Annotated in this window: 15 protein-coding genes and 2 pseudogenes; 12 read left to right on the forward strand and 5 right to left on the reverse strand. The window is 54.9% G+C overall.

What is annotated here, in order from left to right:
* Positions 1-6: 6 nt before the first annotated feature.
* Positions 7-555 (forward strand): TRAP transporter small permease, encoded by a 549-nt coding sequence (locus BP38_RS19340; RefSeq protein ID WP_081816493.1) that lies wholly within the window; start codon positions 7-9, stop codon positions 553-555.
* A complete protein-coding gene (locus BP38_RS0106170; RefSeq protein WP_026987017.1) occupies positions 552-1826 on the forward strand; it encodes a TRAP transporter large permease in 1275 nt (424 codons plus the stop codon). Before BP38_RS19340 ends, BP38_RS0106170 begins: the two co-directional genes overlap by 4 nt.
* Positions 1827-1866: 40 nt before the next feature.
* Here the strand turns inward: BP38_RS0106170 and BP38_RS0106175 are convergent, their stop codons facing one another.
* Positions 1867-2715 carry an aldo/keto reductase gene (locus tag BP38_RS0106175; protein ID WP_026987018.1) on the reverse strand — a complete coding sequence of 283 codons (849 nt, stop codon included), beginning with the start codon at positions 2713-2715 and terminating at the stop codon, positions 1867-1869.
* Positions 2716-3232: 517 nt separating this feature from the next.
* Here BP38_RS0106175 and BP38_RS23305 point away from each other — a divergent pair.
* A complete protein-coding gene (locus BP38_RS23305; RefSeq protein WP_051609052.1) occupies positions 3233-3646 on the forward strand; it encodes an FAD-dependent oxidoreductase in 414 nt (137 codons plus the stop codon).
* Here the strand turns inward: BP38_RS23305 and BP38_RS23310 are convergent.
* The 3 genes and pseudogenes from BP38_RS23310 to BP38_RS22520 all read right to left on the reverse strand — a co-directional run.
* Positions 3589-4020, reverse strand: a pseudogene (locus tag BP38_RS23310) (CE1 family esterase); the annotation flags it as partial. The gene BP38_RS23305 and the pseudogene BP38_RS23310 overlap by 58 nt on opposite strands.
* A 479-nt stretch (positions 4021-4499) precedes the next feature.
* Complete coding sequence (locus BP38_RS0106190; RefSeq protein ID WP_245602360.1) at positions 4500-4919, reverse strand: DUF2147 domain-containing protein; 420 nt, start codon at positions 4917-4919, stop codon at positions 4500-4502.
* 217 nt (positions 4920-5136) lie between these two features.
* The gene (locus BP38_RS22520) at positions 5137-5274 is read right to left on the reverse strand and encodes a hypothetical protein (RefSeq protein ID WP_155992241.1); all 138 of its coding nucleotides are present in this window, start codon (positions 5272-5274) and stop codon (positions 5137-5139) included.
* A 325-nt stretch (positions 5275-5599) separates the two neighbouring features.
* On the opposite strand from BP38_RS22520, the gene BP38_RS22940 reads away from it, so the two are divergent.
* Together BP38_RS22940 and BP38_RS22945 are read left to right on the forward strand one after the other, a co-directional pair.
* Positions 5600-8320 carry a chemotaxis protein CheB gene (locus BP38_RS22940; RefSeq protein WP_211250243.1) on the forward strand — a complete coding sequence of 907 codons (2721 nt, stop codon included), beginning with the start codon at positions 5600-5602 and terminating at the stop codon, positions 8318-8320.
* 36 nt (positions 8321-8356) lie between these two features.
* Positions 8357-9985: a response regulator gene (locus BP38_RS22945; protein ID WP_211250244.1), complete on the forward strand. Its 1629-nt coding sequence runs from the start codon at positions 8357-8359 to the stop codon at positions 9983-9985.
* A gap of 301 nt (positions 9986-10286) precedes the next feature.
* Here BP38_RS22945 and BP38_RS0106205 read toward each other — a convergent pair whose 3' ends face one another.
* Complete coding sequence (locus tag BP38_RS0106205) at positions 10287-11117, reverse strand: Fic family protein (RefSeq protein ID WP_026987022.1); 831 nt, start codon at positions 11115-11117, stop codon at positions 10287-10289.
* A 270-nt stretch (positions 11118-11387) separates the two neighbouring features.
* Between BP38_RS0106205 and BP38_RS19355 the strand changes: the two are divergent.
* From BP38_RS19355 to BP38_RS21660, 7 genes and pseudogenes are all read left to right on the forward strand, one after another.
* Positions 11388-11702, forward strand: a pseudogene (locus BP38_RS19355) (integrase core domain-containing protein); the annotation flags it as partial.
* Positions 11703-11814: 112 nt separating this feature from the next.
* On the forward strand, positions 11815-12819 hold the full coding sequence (locus BP38_RS19360; protein WP_081816496.1) for a LacI family DNA-binding transcriptional regulator: 1005 nt from the start codon (positions 11815-11817) through the stop codon (positions 12817-12819).
* Positions 12820-12893: 74 nt separating this feature from the next.
* Positions 12894-14222: an aminotransferase class III-fold pyridoxal phosphate-dependent enzyme gene (locus tag BP38_RS22100; RefSeq protein WP_081816497.1), complete on the forward strand. Its 1329-nt coding sequence runs from the start codon at positions 12894-12896 to the stop codon at positions 14220-14222.
* Positions 14223-14288: 66 nt separating this feature from the next.
* Positions 14289-16433: a N,N-dimethylformamidase beta subunit family domain-containing protein gene (locus tag BP38_RS22105; protein ID WP_081816498.1), complete on the forward strand. Its 2145-nt coding sequence runs from the start codon at positions 14289-14291 to the stop codon at positions 16431-16433.
* 92 nt (positions 16434-16525) lie between these two features.
* On the forward strand, positions 16526-17266 hold the full coding sequence (locus BP38_RS22110) for a class II aldolase/adducin family protein (RefSeq protein ID WP_081816499.1): 741 nt from the start codon (positions 16526-16528) through the stop codon (positions 17264-17266).
* 83 nt (positions 17267-17349) lie between these two features.
* Positions 17350-18336 (forward strand): TRAP transporter substrate-binding protein DctP, encoded by a 987-nt coding sequence (dctP, locus tag BP38_RS0106250; protein WP_026987026.1) that lies wholly within the window; start codon positions 17350-17352, stop codon positions 18334-18336.
* A gap of 44 nt (positions 18337-18380) precedes the next feature.
* Entirely contained in the window at positions 18381-18881 is a 501-nt protein-coding gene (locus BP38_RS21660) for a TRAP transporter small permease (RefSeq protein ID WP_162175124.1), read from the forward strand.
* The last annotated feature ends 5 nt before the right edge of the window (positions 18882-18886 follow it).

The following is an 18886-nucleotide window of genomic DNA, read 5'->3' on the forward strand; positions in this document are numbered from 1 at the left end:
GACTGTATGGAACGCTTCCTGCGTGTTGCGGACTCCACCACACGCCTGGCGCTGGTGATCGCGGCGGCCATGCTGGTTGTTGCGGCCACTACCGGATTTTACCAGGTTCTGACCCGCTTCGTCTTCAATGCCCCCTCGACCTGGTCCGAGGTTCTGACGCGCTCGGCCATGATTTGGTGTGTCTTCCTGGCCATGGCAGCCTGTTTCCGTTGGGGCTACATGATGGCGGTCGAAGTCATTTACCAGCTTGTGCCGCGGCGGTGCTTGTTACTGGTCGAGGTGCTGGTGGCGCTGGCCTGCCTTCTGGTGCTCTGGATTCTGCTCTATTACGGCATCGCCATGACTCTGCGGGTCAGCAGCCAGACCCTGTCAGGTCTCTATATCTCGATCGCCTGGATCTATGCCGCGATTCCCGTGGGGGCCGCCTTCTCCATCGTGGCTGTCGTGGCGCGTCTGTTGAGCCAGTTGACAGGGCACGAGTCACTGGGCCGCATGCGGGACGAAACCGAAGATGGTTCGGAGGCCAAGGACGAAGGGGAAGGAAAGCGCTCATGAACCTGGCGATTGCCATTTCCCTGATCCTGTTGTTCGCCCTGGGCGTGCCCGTGGCGGTATCCATTGTCCTGGCTTCGGTCATCGGCATCGAGTTCTTCTCGCGCCTGCCACTTTTGATGGTGCCGCAGCGCATGCTGGTCGGGGTCGACAGCTTTCCCCTCATGGCCATCCCCTTCTTCATCCTGGCAGGCAACCTGATGGCCACCGGTGGGGTCTCCGAGCGCCTGGTGGACGTGGCCAAGTCGGTGGTTGGCGGGCTGCAGGGTGGACTGGCCATGACCTGTGTCCTGACCTGCATGATGTTTGCCGCGGTTTCGGGCTCCAGTGTAGCGACCACTTTCGCCATCGGCTCGATCCTGATCCCGGCCATGGTGCGCCACGACTATCCCAAACCGCTGGCGGCTTCGATCCAGGCCTCGTCCTCGGAACTGGGGGTCCTGATCCCGCCCTCGATTCCACTCATTCTCTACGGAGTCAGTACCGACACCTCGATCGGGCGGCTGTTCATCGCCGGCATTGGCCCGGGGCTGCTGATCGGTGGGGCCCTGCTGACCTTTCTCTACATCTTCTGTCGGATCCGCGGATATGGCCTGCGGGATCGTGAGGATCGCTCTTCCTTCCCGCGCGCCTTCCGTCGTGCCTGGGTTGCGCTACTGATGCCGGTGGTGGTGATCGGCGGCATCTACGGCGGTGTCTTTACGCCGACCGAGGCCTCGGCCGTTGCTGTGGTCTACGCGCTTGTTGTCGGCGGACTGATCTATCGCGAGCTGGGCTGGCGCGACCTCTGGCCGGTGCTGCGCAAGAGCGTCATTTCCACGGCCACCGTCATGCTGATCATCGCAGCGGCGGCGCTTTTCAGCTTCCTGATCAGCCGCTCGGGCCTGCCATCCCAGGTCGCCGGCTGGGTGACTCAGGTCTTCGACAGTCCGGTCAGTTTCCTCTTGGCCGTCAACGTGATGCTGTTGATCATCGGTATGTTCGTGGAGACTTCGGCGGCCATTCTGGTATTGGCGCCGATCTTCACGCCGATTGCCGTGCAGTACGGTATCGATCCGGTGCACTTCGGCCTGATTGTCGTCGTCAACCTGGCGTTGGGCATGTTCACGCCGCCGCTGGGCGTCAACCTCTTCGCTGCCTGTGCCGTGGCCAACCTGTCCATCGACAAGCTGATCCCCTGGCTGATGCGCTTCGTCCTGGTGGTGCTCGCCTGCCTGATGGCGATCACTTACGTCCCCTGGATTTCCATGGGACTGGTGGAGTTGTTGTACTGAGGGTCTTGATCGATCAGGCGGTTCAAGCCGCTTAGACGGTTCAGAGGATGTCCAGAGGTTGCTTTCGACTTGGCGGCGGGAAGGCTTGGTCCAGTTCGGCCAGGTCGTCCTGGCTCAACTGAAGATCAAGCGCAGCCCGGTTTTCCTCGACATGCTCCGGTGAGCCGGCCTTGGGAATGGCGATTACACCCTCCTGGCGCAGCAGCCAGGCCAGCCCCACCTGGGGCGTACTGGCATTGTGCCGCGCTGCCACGCGTTGAAGCACTGGCTGGTCCAGCATGCGTCCCTGTTCGATGGGTGAATAGGCCATGATCGGAATCTGCCGTTCTCGGCACCAGGGTTGCATATCCCACTCGATGCCGCGGCGCGTCAGGTTATAGAGGACCTGGTTGGTCTGAACCGCCGTGCCGCCCCGCACGGACACCAACTCCTCCATATCCGAGACGTCGCAATTGCTGACACCCCAGTGACGGATCTTTCCGGCCTCGACCAGTTCCTCGAAGGCCTCGATGGTTTCCCGCAGGGGCGTTCCGCCGCGCCAGTGCAGCAGGTAGAGGTCGAGGCAGTCCGTACCCAGTCGCTCCAGGCTGCGTTCGCAGGCCTTGACGGTGCCCTGCTTGCTGGCATTGCTCGGCAGCACCTTGCTGACCAGGAAGGCTTCGTCCCGCCGCCCGGCAATCGCCTCGCCAACGAGCTGCTCAGCGGCGCCATTTCCGTACATCTCGGCCGTGTCAATCAGGGTGAGGCCCAGGTCCAGACCGCAACGCAGAGCGGCGATCTCCTCCTCGCGCGCGCGCAAGCCGTCGCCCATGTACCAGGTACCCTGGCCCAGAGCCGGTACCGTTTCGCCGGAGGGGAGGGTACGGGTCGGGAGGGCGGACTTGGGCACGGGAAGCCTCCTTCAGTCATTGCGTCATGAATATGATCGGCAGGAGGGTATATTTGGGCATTCATTCCGTCACCCCATGTCTTTCAAGCCTCTCCTTCGGTGGGCAAGGAGCGACACGAGCATCCGGTTCCGCCATTCAACGCGCGTCCCATTCCTCCAAGGGCAGTAAGTGGCGTCGCTGTGGCCATTACGAACGAGTCAATGGGCTTCGTGTCAAGATACTTTGCCGGCAACTCCCGGTTGCCCACGCCCTTGATTTTGGCTCCGAAATAACTTTCGTCCACCTTGATCTCACCGGCAAACGGCATTTCGTCCCTAGATCCTCTGAAAAACAGTCTCACACTAAAGAGTAATTGTAATAAGCTGCTTTATTCTTTCCATGACAAGATGACGTGATGACCACAAAAAGCCCGAGAAGACCCGCAAGGATGACCTGTGCAGAGGGCAGCCCTAATGGCTGAAGACGCGGGGCACTTCGGTCAGGGTGCAGGCGTATCCGGGCAAGGGACGGTTCGATGTGATCGTCGTCGGTGCAGGCATCAGCGGCGCTCTTCTGGCCGAAACCCTGACGCGGGCTGGCAAGCGGGTGCTAATCCTCGATCGACGTGCGCCGGTGCGCGGGTCAACGCCCGCGTCGACCGCGATGATCCAGCATGAGATAGATGTGCTGCTGATTGATCTGCAGGCCGAACGGGGGCGGGCCGAGGGTGATGCGGCCTGGCAGCCGATCGGTCCGCGCGGTGAACGAACTGCTGGCTCTGGTGGTGGATCTGGGGCTCGACTGCCGAATGACGCGCAAGCCTGCGCTGTATCTGTCCGGCGACCAGATGCACGCGGACGCTCTACGGCATCGCGGCCTAGGCCGAATTCCTTCATGAGCTTTCGCCTTAGCGATGCCAAGATTGCGGGCTCGCCTGCTCCGGGCATCTGATCGCCCGGCCTGAACCAGTTCCAGCAGGACGCCGCATTGTCGGCTCCGGTCTGCGCCGGATAGGCAAGGGCGAGGCCATTCTTCTCGGACAGTGCGTTCATGTGGGTGCCGAGGGCAAAATAATCCGGGGTTTGCTGGCAGCCATGCAACATAAGAATCAAACCTTTGGGCCGCGTTGGCTGGCTCGCGGGCAGGTAGATCTTGTAGCTGCGCGATCCTGCCCTGCTACAATATGCGCGGGCCAAATACTGCGCGCCCTTTGGAATGCGAGGCGAGGCCTCGAACCTGTCTGACCAGGGCATTGCCCCGTAAACACGCGATTGGCTGCGCGCTGCCCCCAGCGTGCCGCGCGCCTTTAGCGCTGTCACTGTCATGGCGGCATTGCCGTGGTCGGTCAGGCTGCGCAATCGCGATCACTCAGACCGCAACAGGGTCGTTTCATCTCCCATACATGCCGCGCATCCATGCCGCGCAGAAGAGCATCGACCGAAAAACAGGCCAAGCCGCCGGGCCGTTCGCATGTCACGCCATCACCGCATACGTAATTTCCGACCCTCCTCACCAAAGATTATAAAAGCAATACTAAATCACGAACCGCTGCGTCCTGCGAGGGCGCGCGGACGGGTTCGCCCCATCACCAAGGAAACTATCATGCATCAGATCATCTACATTGTCGGGGCAGTGGTCATCGTCATTGCAATTCTCAGCTTTTTTGGCCTGCGCTGATCGCGCCTGCAGTCCAAAGATCATTCCAATGGTATCTGATACTCAGCCACCGCACTCACATCCTGCCAATATGTCCAAGCAATCAAAGGACATAATCCTCTGAAATCCAGCGGAGAGCAAAATTCAATCAGTCTTCGACACGGGTCCAGACCTGTGTTTCCCCGAAAAGCGGCAGGAACTTATAGACCTTAACACTCAGCGTGTCCGCACCCGCCATCGTGAGGCGGGCACTATATGTCTTGCCATCATCGGGATTGTAGATTGTGCCTTCGGTCCAAAGGTCAGCGCCGTTGCGGGCTAGCCCCCACAGTACCGTCATTCCGATGACCGGCCGGCCGCGCTGGTCCAGATCGGGGTTCTCGGAATCGGCAATCGGACTGCTCTTTTCACCGTCAGGGTTTTTTAGCCAGATGATCTTTCCACACAAATACTCTTCACATGGCCCAATTCGGACCTGAATTCGTTCATTGCTGTGGAGCCAGAGACCTTCCGGTGTCAGGTTCTGCGCGTAGAGCGAAACCTGCCCAAGGGTCACCCCGAGCAGCACAACGATCAAAAGGGAAACGATCCTTATTCTCGGCCATCTCTGTCTTGGTTCCGTGCAAAAATCCATTCATCAATGGCCCGTATGATACGCGACAGGTCCACAGCAGGCGGCCTGCAAGTTGTGAGCAAGGCCAAACAACATCTGATCACTCTGGCTTCGTCGGACTGGTCGGTGATCCCCAAACAAGGATCACCGCATACAGCCTGAACTGCGGAACCTAATCGTCGATCGCCTCTTCGGTGGCTTTCAGATTGTCTTTGGTATCCTTTTTGGCGCCACGCCAAGTGTCGCCGCAGGCTCCCAAGGACAGAACGAAAGACAGTACGAACAACGAGGTAAAAATGCGTTTGATCATGGCGAACCTCAGAATTGGGTACATTGCGTCGCCGCAGCACTGGTCTCTTCTTCGTTGCAAGCGACGGGTCCGGCGGAACATGCCGTTTCAGCTTCGACTCTGATCGGTCCAGGCCATGCGCGATAGGGCCGGAAACTACTGAACGTCACTCAGCTTAAGTAGGAGTGCCTGAACATTTGAATCGCCGTTTCGGTTTGCATATGTAAGTCTTCGATATTCGGCATAGTTGTAAATTTTACAGAATGGAAAATTTCAATGGGATTTAGTTTTTCCGATTTCCGTGGCATTGATTGTTTCTTTACACATGTTGACGGTCAGAATTTTGATGTCTGAAAATAAAACGCGGACCGCTGACGAAACGGCAATGGGGTTGCTGCCGGGCGAAAGGCAGCAGGAGGAGAATGATATCTCGGTGGTCGGGGCCGGAGCCTCGGCGGGCGGCCTGGAAGCTTTCCAGAAGTTTCTCGATGCGCTTCCTGCCGACAGCGGTATGGCCTTCGTTCTGGTCCAGCATCTTGACCCGACGCACGACAGCATGATGGTCGAATTGCTGGCGCCGCACACGAAGATGACCGTACGCCAAGCGGTCGACAATATGCCGATCGCGCGCAACTGCGTTTATGTCATTCCGCCCGGCCACTACCTGGCGGTGCAGGACCGCACGCTGCATCTTTCGCAGCCCGACGATCCACACGGCTCGCGCCTGCCATTCGATTACCTCCTGCGTTCGCTGGCCGCCGACCTTGGCGATCACGCAATATGCGTTGTCCTATCTGGAACCGGGTCGGATGGAAGCCTGGGAGCGAAAGCAGTGCGGGAAGCGGCCGGTCTCGTCGTTGCCCAGGACCCCGCAGAAGCCGCGTTCGATGGCATGCCGCGCAGCGCGGTCCGGACGGGCGCGGTGGATATGGTTTTGCCTCTCGACGATATGCCCGATGCGATCGTCAATTTTGACCGTCGGCTGGCGGCGGTGCGAAACCATCACATACGCCGGTCGGACGATCCCTCTGTACAAGAATCGTTCTTTGAGATCATCGATTTGCTGAGCAGCAGGACCGGCCACGATTTCACCCCCTACAAGCAGGGCACGCTGGAGCGCCGGATCGACCGTCGGCGCGCCATGGCAACGCCCGAGAACGTCGACCTGGCAGGCTATGTCCAGATCCTGCGCGACGACCCCGGCGAGCTCGATCTCCTCGCCAAGGATCTCTATATCCACGTGACCGGCTTCTTCCGCGACCCCACTGTATTCGATCTGCTGGCAACCAAGATAATACCGGAGTTGGTGAAAGACGACGCCTCTAAAGACGCGCTGCGTATCTGGTCGACGGGATGCAGTACCGGTGAGGAAGCCTATTCCCTTGCCATGGTGTTCCGCGAGGCGTTGGAAGCGGCCGGTAGCCGGATGAAGCTGCAGATTTTCGCTTCCGACATCGATCCCGACGCCATCGCCACCGCCCGCGAGGGGGTCTATCCGGAAACCATCGCCGCCGAAGTATCACCCGAACGTCTCGCCCGATTCTTCGTAAAGGAGGAACAGGGTTACAGAGTTCTGCCCGAACTCCGCGAACTTGTGGTTTTCACGGTTCACGACGTAATGAACGATCCACCTTTTTCGCGGCTCGATCTGATTTCGTGCCGCAATGTGTTGATTTACATGAAGCCTGAGACGCAGGCGAAGCTCCTTACGCTGTTCCATTTTTCCCTGCGCCCCAACGGGTTTCTGCTGCTGGGCGGCTCCGAGATGGTTGCGGCCGACGATAACCGCTTCGACGCCGTATCCACGCAATCACGACTCTACCGGCATGTCGGTCGTGCCAGACCGGGAGAGCTGGCATCGGCAATGAACATTGACGGACTTACCAAGCGCTCTATCGCGCGAAAACCTGACGAGCCGCCTCGTGACAGACAGTTCGCCGAGCTGTGCCGCGACCTGTTGATGGACGCCTATGCCCCTCCGGCCGTGCTCATCAACCAAGAGTTCGAACTTCTCTACACGGTCGGCCGGACCGATCGCTACCTGCGGGTTCCCTCTGGAGGTGTCACCAATAACATGATCGCCATGCTGCGCCAGACCGGCCTTCAGGCACGGCTCAGGCTGGCGGTGCAGCGTGCCACTGAGACGAAAGAGCGCGCTGTCGTCAGCGGCGGCCAACTGGGTGAGGGCAAGAGTGCACACACATATAGTATTGCCGTGCGGCCGGTCGAGTGCGACGGGAACACACTGTCACTGATCTGTTTTATCGACGAGCCGGAGCGCACACAGCAGGCCACCACCGCCCAGCCGGGTGAAGAAAGCCTGGTTGCCGAACTCAATCAGGAGTTGAAAGCGACCCAGGAAGAGCTCGAGGTGGCACTGCGCGATCTCGATGTATCCAAAGAAGAGCAGAACGCGATCAATGAAGAAGCATTGTCGGTCAAGGAGGAGTTTCAGACCACCAATGAAGAACTGCTCGCATCGAAGGAAGAATTGCAATCACTCAACGAGGAACTTGTAGCGCTCAACAGCCAGCTTCAGGAAACGCTCGAACTGCAGCGCACCACCGCAAGCGATCTTGAGAATATCCTGCACAGCACCGATGTCGCGACGCTCTTCCTCGATGCCAACCTCAATATTCGCTTCTTTACGCCGGCAGCCCAATCGATTTTCAACGTCATCTCGTCTGATATCGGCCGGCCGCTGGCCGACTTCAGGACGGTGAGCGACGATCCTGTCATTCTGAGCGACGCCAGGACCGTTATGCGAACCGGAACGCCGAAAGAGTGTGAAATATCGACCGAGACCGGAAGTTGGTTCGTTCGTCGGATTCTGCCCTATCGCGCAATGGAAGGCCAGAACAGTGGCGTGGTTATAACCTACACTGAAATTAGCGAGCGCAAGCGTTCGGAACTGGAGCTGCAGAGCGCAAGAAACCAGGCGGAAGAAGCGAACATCGCGAAGTCCCGGTTCCTCGCCGCCGCGAGTCACGATCTGCGGCAACCGCTGCAGACGATCGCCCTGATCCAGGGGACACTGGCAAGCATAGTCGATAACGAGAGGGCGTAAAAGCTGATCCGTCTGCTCGACCGTACGCAGGTCTCCATGTCGAGCATGCTGAACACGCTGCTCGACATCAATCAGATCGATACCGGTACCATCATCCCCGAAATGGCTGATATACCGCTCGATACACTGCTCGCACGCATGCGCGAGGAGTTTGCCTATCAGGCCGAGGCCCAGGGTCTCGATCTGCGGGTGGTGACTTGTGGCCTGACGGTCCACAGCGACCCGAACTTGCTCAGTCAGATGCTCCGCAACCTATTGTCGAACGCGCTGAAATACACTCAAAAGGGTAAGGTCCTGCTCGGTTGCCGGCAACGGGCAGATAGCGTCACAATCGAGATCTGGGATACCGGGGCCGGCATTCCCGATTCTGAACTGCAGGCGATCTTCGATGAGTATCATCAGGTTGGCAATGAAGCACGCGAACGCAGTCGGGGGCTGGGGCTCGGTCTGTCCATCGTGAAGCGCCTTGCGGATCTGCTGGACCACAGGCTCAACGTTCGCTCGCATGTGGGCAAGGGCTCGGCTTTCACAATCGAGGTTGCGCGGCCGCAGGGCGGTCGGGAGTTACCACGGGCACCCGAGTCCACCGATAACGATCCGATAGCCAGTCAGGATAGTCATCGTCAAGGCTCCATCCTTGTCGTCGAGGATGATCCGGACGTGCGAGAGCTTCTTGATCTTCTGCTCACCGGGCAAGGCCATACTGTGGTTTCGGCGGAAGATGGGCCGGCGGCCCTGCAAGCGGTAACCGACAAGGCATTCCAGCCCGATCTGCTCATTGCCGACTTCAATCTGCCGAATGGCATGAACGGCCTCGAGGTCGCGACGGCGCTGCAGAAGCATTTGCGCGATCCAATTTCCGTTGCGTTTCTGACCGGTGACAAATCGGTCGCCTCCATTTCCCGGATCCAGGACTACGATTGCGATTGGCTCAACAAGCCGGTCAATGCTGGCGCACTGTCGGCCGCGGTCCAGCGGCTGCTTGCGGCACCGCGGGCCGTTCTGTCCGGACAGGATATGCCAGCGGCGGACTTCCCGGATAACCGTTCGGCTCAGCCAACAATCTACGTCGTCGACGACAGCAACGAACTGCGTGAAACCCTGCGCGACATGCTGGTGTCAGCAGGCTTCGTCGTCCAGGAATTCGAATCCGGTGAAGCGTTCCTTGAAACATGGCCGGCGGATAGCGAGTCCTGCCTTTTACTTGATGCCAAGCTGCCCGGCATGAGCGGGCTGGAACTGCTCAGCCAGCTTCGCGAAGCGGGGTATTTACTACCGGTTGTCGTTCTCACCGGGTTCGGTGACGTGGCAATGGCCGTGGATGCGATGAAACGCGGTGCGACGGATTTCATTGAGAAACCGGTCAGCCACAATGACCTACTGAAACACATTCGGGAGGCGATCGAACTGTCAGGCGACGAAACCGGGCGCGCAGTTCGGCAAGACGAAGCCAAAGCGCGGATCGATGGGCTCACGCCGCGCCAGCAGCAGATTTTGATGATGATCCTTGATGGTCACCCGAACAAGAATATTGCCGCTGATCTGGAAATCAGCCGGCGAACCGTCGAAAGTCATCGCGCCTCAATCATGAAAAAGACCGGCTGCCAATCGCTACCTGCGCTGGCGCGTCTTGCGGTCGTCGCCGGATTGGACCCGGGCTCATAGCAAGGCGCGTCTCTGTCGTTGGAGGGCGAGGATATCTGCATTTCAGCAACCCGGAACAAACAAACTATCCCCCCGGTGGCGGCATCCCGGCGCTGCAGGCCTACTGTCCAGCCGATCGAGGTCTTCTAAGACACAAGAATTAATTACTGATTCAGGAGAATTGGCTGGGGGACCAGGACCCCCACCGAATTTGTGTGGGTCGCAGTTCGCCTAGATAGCAGACCAATTGCACTTATCTTTGTGTCACAGTCTGGGGGCTGTGTCTAGTGATCTCAGCATGTGTGCGTGCAAAAGAGTCAGGCTACGGCATGACGAGCTGCGCGCTGTAATTGCGGTTAAACGCATGGGTTTGTTGCAGGCTGGCGAGTGTCGCTGCAAAGCTCGTTAAGTTCAGTTTGGCTGTATAGGTCTGGGCGTGATTGAGCACCCGAAGTAGCGGGATGATTGTCTGTTGTTGTGATATCTGCTTTAGAGCCACGATGTAGAAGTAGGTAAGGGCAGGTGGAATCAAGATCGGGTGCTCACCGCAACTGAGCAATGCGCGATTCATCATGAGAAGGCCGACCTTTCCACTGCCATGCAGAAACGGTTGAACCTCTGTCAGCAGCATTACCATGAAAGCCGCTTTCTTGATTCCGACGTCGAATTGAGCTTGAGCTATATAGCCCTGATCCAGTGTGCCTGCGATCTCATCCGGGCGTGTGAAGACCGTAGACCCGAAGCGGGTCGTGACTGTTCTGAACTCCCCGGGTGTTTCCTCCGGATTGCCGTGCTCAACTGCGGCGTGACACTCACGGAAAAGGTCACGGAACTCACCCAGCTCTAACGGCCAGGCGGGATCCTTGTGCTGTTCTCGGGCAAAATCAAAAGTGCCGCGCAGTGCCAACTGGCTGTAGTCCATTTGGGTGGTCTGCTTGGCAGAGAACAGAAGCTTTTTCGCGTTATCGACCGAGACATCAATGCCTTCGATTGCATTTATGAAAAGAGCTTCAAAGAAAGAGAAAGTTTCAGTGGCTTCAGCAGGTAGATTATTGGGTGACGTTAGGACTTCGGGTATGCGCTGCAATCTTTCCCGAACGGTATCAAAGAGTTGGAGGCGCGTTGCGTCTGTAGCTACGGGCGAAAGGCTCATGTTCTCTCTCAAGGGTATGGGCTTGCCCAGGGTTTCAAAAAGCCAAGAGCAAGCCCAATCAAGCGGTTGTCTGTATTAACGGGTTTGCCCTGGATGAAGCTTCTGACTTCCCTCTTTGTCAGGTGTCAGCTTCAAAGGATCCTGCCCAATAATACTTTCAAAATGGTTGAGAGAATTCAGGCCGGGGCCGTTAGACTTAGACTTCGCCCCTGTCTATCGCAGCCTTTGCTTTGCCGAGTGGAAATTGGTGGAGCCGAGGGGAGTCGAACCTCCGATAACGGTATCCAATTCACCCTGCGTGCCGAGGATATCCATGACAGTGGTCATATCTTCGGGCGGGTCTGTGCGGAGAACGGCATCGAGCACCGCCTGACCCGGATCGGTCATCCCTGGACAAACGGACAGGTGGAACGCATGAACCGCACTATCAAGGACGCCACCGTCAAGCGCTTCCACTATGACAGTCATAGTCAGCTGGATGCCCATCTCGACGACTTCGTGAAAGCCTACAACTTTCCCCGAAGCCTGAAGACATTGGGCGGTCTCACACACGATGAATTCATCTGCTATGCCTAGACGTTATAGTCACAACGATACAAACTGAAGCCTTCCCACCACATACCGGGACTTAACACCTAGGAATGGCCAACACTGCCATGAAACTTTTCTTTGACCGGCCATTCATGGAGATAAACTGATGAGGTCAAATGGCTCACGCTCCAAAGCTCCCACGCAACGCGATGTCGCTAAGTTGGCAAGGGCTTCCCAGGCGGCAGTTTCTCGGGTCATGCTTGGCAAAGGCTATGTGGCAGAAGAGGTTCGCACACGAATTGAAGCGGCTGCTAAAACGCTCGATTATCGGCCTGATCCGTTTGCGCGAAGCCTAATAACCGGTAGATCCAACATTGTCGCCGTAGTCACGGCTAATGTTGTAAACCCGCTTTTTCCCTTCATTCTCGACGCATTAACTGATGCCCTGCAAGGGTCTGGCAAGAACGTGCTCCTCTTCAACGCTGCGCAGGGGCAAAAGATTGAAGACATTATTCCAGAGGTTCTAACCTACCGTGTTTCGGGTATCATCATCACCACAGCTTCGTTGTCTACGAATGTAAGCGAATTATGTGACCAAGCTGGCGTGCCGGTGGTTTATTTTCACAGATACTCAACGACGGACAAAGCATTTTCCGTGTCTTGTGACGGCTACGACGGAGGTGCTCAAGCTGCTGGAGCCTTAATAAAAGCAGGTTGCCGAAACCTCGCATACCTTGGGGGCAACAAGGATTCTTCTCCAAACTTCGAGCGAAGGCAGGGCTTTGTGGCGGCAGCAGAGAAAGTTGGCGTGACGCCAGTTTTAGTAAAGGAAGCAAGCTTCGATTATGATTGGGGGTGGGAAGGCACTGGTCAGCTCTTTTCCACAAATCCCGGTATAGATGGGATTTTTTGCGGAGATGATGCGATAGCAAGCGGGGCTATTGACCGGTTGCGCCATAGCCTTGGAGGCCTTGTTCCCGAAGGGGTTTCGGTGATCGGTTTTGATGATGTTCCTCAAGCGAGTTGGGCGGCCTACTCTTTAACTACACTACAGCAGCCAATTGACGAGATGATTGACCTTTCCCTGTCGATCATTGAAGCGCCAGACTCTTATGAGCGCCGTCGCTATGCACTGAAGGGGAAGCTTATCCAGCGCTCGACCGTCCGTTGATCATGTGGTGAGTGTTGACATTCAAATCCGAGTTTGTATGAATACGTAACCACACTTCATTAAACGGGCGTGTCATGACCTCATCTTTGATAAAGCAATCGGTTACAGGTAACTATCCAACGATAGCTTCTGGCCGTGGAGTATGGCTCTACGATGACGAGGGGCGTGAATACATAGATGGCTCAAGCGGGGCCATGACCGCAAATATTGGGCATGGTGTCGCTGATATCGGAAAGGTGATGCAAAGCCAGTCCGATACGATTGCATTTACATTCCGAACGCAGTTCACAAACGAGCCAGCCGAAGCCCTTGCTAATCGCTTAACGGCCATTGCTCCGGGGGATGTCAACTACGCTTTTTTCGTGAACAGTGGGTCAGAGGCCTCTGAGCATGCGATGAGAGTAGCTCTGCATGTGTGGCGAGAAAGGGGTCAGCCAGGTAAAACTAAGGTTCTTGGTCGCAAGCGCAGTTATCATGGAATGACCATGGGCGCGCTTTCTATGTCCGGCCATGACGCGCGACGCGAGGATTATGGACCGCTGCTGCATCCCTTTCCTGTTGTGCCGCCTGCCTATTGCTATCGCTGTCCTTGGGGGTTGGAGCCATCGAGCTGTAATCTGGAATGTGCGAGCGCTTGGGAGAAGGCAATTCAGGATGCCGGACCTGATACGGTGGCGGCAGTGATTGCTGAACCAATAGTCGGTGCCGCTGGCGGGGTATTGATGCCCCCAGAAGGCTATCTGCGCCAACTCCGAGAAATCTGTGATCGTTATAATGTCCTCATGATCATGGACGAAGTCATTACAGGACTGGGGCGCACAGGTGATTGGTTCGTTTCGGGAAGAGAAGGAGTCGTTCCAGATATAATCTTGACAGGGAAAGGCACGAGCGCTGGGTATACGCCGCTGGCGGCCGTACTTCTACGAGAACCACTTGTCACTTCTATGAGGGAGGGCAGTGGCCAGGCGCCCTTCGGCCATACTTTCTCAGGCAATCCGCTCAGCTCGGCTGTCTGTTTGGCTGTTCTGGATTATCTTGAGGAGAACGAAGTTCTGGCAAATGTGATATCGCGGGGCGAAGAGCTTGCAGCTGGTCTGCAGGCCTTGTCGCAGCGATTCCCCACGATGGTTGATGTCCGCGGTAGAGGTTTGCTCTGGGGATTTGAATTTGTAAAAGACCGAGCAGACCGCGAAGCACCTGATTCCGATGGGAACATTTCAGCGGCCTTTGTAAAAGAATGTTTTAATGCTGGCCTTATCGTTTACCCTGCTGGTATCCCACCACTAAACAATGCAACTATAATTGCACCACCTCTAACTATCACTTCTGAAGAAGTGGAAGAGTTGTTGAGAAGATTGACCGGTGCTATTCAGAAAATTGATTCTCAGATCCTAGAGAGGTAACTATTACTGTCGGTAATATGAATGAACATTCATAATAATTAGAAAAAATATAGAGAAATTTCTGCCATGACATTGTACTCTCAGACAGATTACCCAGAAATTGTTGGATATACGGATCGTTTATCTGTTCGTCCAGGTGAAAACTTGTCTTTGAAGGCAAGTGCCCTCAGGGACGGGTGGGTTGATGTTGATATCGTGCGTATCTGGTCCGCGGATGCCAATCCAGACGGCCCAGGCATGCACATTGAAGCTGTTAGATCACTTCCATCAATGGGATTTAATGGGCGTTACCAGTCAACCGAACTCGGCTCATATGGTGTTGTGCCACTAGCGAGTATTATTTCTCGTCCAAAATTCATCCTGTCGTTCGCCGTTCAGCCGTGGCTAATACGACAGGAAGATTCAGTCCTGCTGTCTTGTGGGGAGGGCACAGGCTGGGCACTTTCTTTAACTGAGAATTCGGTAAGTCTTAGAGGAATAAATGGATCTTCCGAGCTTTCTCTGCCTATAAGCCTCAAGCGGAAAAAATGGTATCATGTGGAATTGGTTTTCGAGGCTGACTTACAGGAAGCCGGTCTTTCCGTAACTTGTCACGAAAGTGGTCAGAAGTATCAGGCCCGCGGTGCTGTGTCTTTGAGTGCTAATATGGGCGCAAACCTCCATATAGCAGCTGAGAAAACCTCAAATTCTGTTCGTGGGCATTTCAATGGACGCATTGAGGATGTGACGGTTCGCACGCTTGATGGCGAGGTTCTGGCCTTTTGGGATTTCTCAGTTGCTATCGAGGGTATCTCTATCATCGATACCGGGCCAGCTGGCCTTCATGGACATTTTGTAAACCTTCCAACTCGTGGTGTGCGTGGTTCGCTTTGGGATGGTTCTGAGCATAACTTTCACCATGCTCCGCGGCACTATGCAGCTGTACACTTTCATGAAGACGATATCTATGACTGTGGCTGGGAGACAGACCTTGAGGTTTATCTTCCAGATGATCTCGAGAGCGGGGTCTATGGGCTCCGTATGAGTCGCGGTGATGCGCAGGATATCGTTCCCTTTTTCGTCAAACCACCACATGGTGGAGCTACTGCGCGAATTTGCTATTTGGCCAACACCTTCACGTATCAAGCATACGCAAACCACGCCCGTGATAATTTCGATGAGGTGATGGAAGAGAAGATACGCACCTGGCGAACCCCCAAAGGGCCAGATACCTATTCCCAGTTCGGCTATTCCACTTACAATTTTCACCCCGATGGTTCCGGAATCGCCTTTTCCTCAAGACTGCGACCATTGCTGACAATGCGGCCGGGCTTTTTGACCTTTGCCATTCATGAGGGGTCTGGTCTGCGCCACTTTCCAGCTGATTCACATCTTGTGGAATGGTTTCGTCGGAAAGGGCTGGATTTCGATGTTGTTACAGACGAAGACTTGCACAACGAAGGCGTTGAATTGATTCAGAGCTACAATGTTGTGGTTACCGGAACGCACCCTGAGTATCACACAACACGTTCTCTGGATGCCTTGCGTGACTATCGTGATTCGGGGGGGAACCTTGTTTATCTCGGGGGAAACGGATTCTATTGGCGCATAGCAAAATCAGATAGGTTGCCGGGTGCTATTGAGGTTCGTCGTGCCGAGGGGGGGATTCGAGCTTGGGCAGCCGAGCCAGGCGAATGTTATCAATCATTTGATGGTTGTTATGGCGGGCTTTGGCGCCGCAATGGGCGTCCGCCACAAGAACTGGTTGGTGTTGGTTTTTCGGCCCAAGGACTCTTTGAGGGTACATATTACCTTCGTACCGAAGCATCATATGATCCTGAAGTTTCTTGGATTTTTGAAGGAGTCGAGGAGGAACGAATTGGGGATTATGGTTTTAGCGGTGGGGGTGCTGCCGGGTTCGAGCTTGATCGTGCTGACGTAGAACTTGGAACTCCTGAAGAAACCGTGATTCTTGCTCGCAGTACGGACCATCCTGAGAGTTTCTCGGTCGTTCCTGAAGAAATTCTCAATCACATCAGAACAATTCCTGGTGAGTCACCTTCCGACCTTATTCGCAGCGAACTCATCTATATGAAGCTTCAAAGCGGTGCTCAGGTCTTTTCCACTGGATCGATATCGTTTTGTGGCAGTCTTCCCTGCAATGATTTTGCCAATGGCATATCCCGGCTTTTAGAGAACGTCATTCGCGGCTTTTCTGATGAGAACAGCTGACAGGTAACGGCCATACTTGACAAGACAGAAGAGTGTGCGGTCATATGGTTACGTATTCATTGTGTTTCTGGTGGTGAGGCTTGGGGAAATAAATGGATAGGGAGGAGACGGAAATTGAACTACGGCGCGATCTCGCGGCTGTATTCCGGGTGATGGCGCGCCTTGATATGAACGAGCAGATTGCCGGCCATAACAGTATGATGCTTCCCCATGGGGAAGGAGAAGAGCCTCGATTCCTTATTAATCCCAGAGGTCTTCACTATTCAGAGATCTCGGCTAGTCGGTTACTGTTGTGCAATCTCACAGGGGACGTTCTTTCTGGAGATGGTGAGCTTCGCAAGGTGGCTTTCCACATTCATGCCCGAATTCACCGAATGCATCCTCAAGCTCAATGTATTCTGCATACCCACCCTCAGTACCTAACAGCCCTTTCCTTATTAGAAGGTGGGCGCATGGAGTTTTGCCACCAAAACGATATGGCTTTAGCTGGTCGCATTGCATATGACGATGATTTTAATGGAATTGTCCTTGATGATGCAGAAGGTGACCGCCTAGCGCGTGCATTAGGCGATCGCACAATACTGCTAATGGCCAATCATGGCGTAACTGTCGTGGGGCCGACTATCCATGATGCCTTCGATGAACTTTATATGGCTGAACGGACTTGCAAGTATCAGATGACGGCCATGGCTACGGGGCGCCCACTTCGAGAAATGAAACGTGAGCATCGCATGAACCATAAAGGTACTTGGAGTGATTATTTTGATGCGCGCTTACACCTTGATGCATGGCGGAGAATACTTGATCGAGACGAACCAGACTACGCGGCTTAATTACTAGCGTACAACCCGGGGTGTTTGCCATGTGTCACCGGGGGCAAGATAAATGGCATAATAGCAACAGAAGGAGGTTCGATATGAACTTGAAAACTATTCAAACTATAGGCTTGAGCGCAGCGGCCACTTTTTTTGTGGGCAGTATCGCTCATGCTCAGGAGTATGATGTACGTCTAGGCAGTATTTTTGCTCCAGGCGTTCCAATTGTGAAATGTGGTGCCATGTCGATGGCTGAAAGCACCAGTCTTCAAGAGGCTGGTATTGACGTTTCTGTTATTCATTCAGCACAACTTGGATCCGAAAACCAATTGGCTGAACAAGTTTCAACAGGGGAACTTGAGCTGGCCCCGATTACATCTTCGATCCTCGCGGCTTGGGTTGAGGATTTAGCTGTCTTTGAAACCTATTATCTATACGAAAATGTTGATCAGGCTATGAACGTCTATGAGACGGATACGGCCCAGGAGTTACTCGATGAACTGCTTGAGGTTGCTAATATCCGCGTGATCGGAAAGCCTTGGCTCTACGGGGAACGCCATGTGTTTGGAAATGTAAAGATTAATGGGCCTGAAGATTTGGAAGGCCTGCGTATGCGCGTGCCTGAAACTTTCATATCTATCGAAGGTGCAAAGTCATTAGGTGCTGAACCGACACCTGTTGCATATGCAGAGTTATATCTAGCCTTGCAGCAGGGAATTGTCGAAGCTGCGGAGGCCCCCTTATCCGTCATTGAAGCTGAATCGTTTGACGAGCCATCTGACTACGTCAATCTTACAGGGCATCTGATTACTGCGCAGCCTTTCATCGTGAACGAAGGATTCTGGCAGGGTTTGACTGAGAAGCAACAAGAGGCTCTTGATAATGCTGCAACTCAGGCATCAAAGAATGTAAGAGAGTGTGTTGCAGAGGCTGATGCAGCAGCTCTTGAGGGATGGAAAAAGGATGATTCCACTGAAGTTGTGGAAGACATCGATGTCGAAGCCATCCGGGAAGCAAGTCAAGCCTTCTTCTCAGAAGGATTTCCGTTCAGCGAAACCTACGTCAATTTGCTTGAAGAGTTGAAATGATTGATCGGTCTGATGACCGGGCGAATGAGCCGAACGAGGGCGTTATGCGCGCCCTCGTTTGGCTTGACCGTGCTGAGGAATTCATTGCGGTAGCCCTTTTTGGGTTTATCCTGACAATAGTATTTGCTCAGGTGCTCTTGCGTTACGTGTTTGACATTCCTGTTTTTTGGATTGGAGAACTGGCGCGATACAGCTACGTATGGATGGCCTTTGTTGCTGGAGTGTTTGTAACGGCACGTCGTTCGCATGTGAAGATAGATATTCTTGATTATCTTCTTGGACGCCGTTGGACGAAGCTCCTGGAATGCTTTGCAACTCTCTGTGTTACTGTAGCTTGCCTGGTCCTTGTTGTGGGCAGCTGGGAGTGGCTAATGAACACAGCACGGCCAAAGTCCTCAGCATTAAGGATGCCGATGATCTACTTATACGGCGTTGTATGGTGCGCCTTTTTAATGATGATCATTCATAGCCTTATCAACCTTTTCTTGGTGGCAAGTGGACGAGTGTCTGTGGAGCAGACGCCACTTGATTCTGCGGTCGAATAGGGGCG

The sequence above is a fragment of the Fodinicurvata fenggangensis DSM 21160 genome (assembly GCF_000686045.1).
Lineage (GTDB): Bacteria > Pseudomonadota > Alphaproteobacteria > Kiloniellales > DSM-21159 > Fodinicurvata > Fodinicurvata fenggangensis.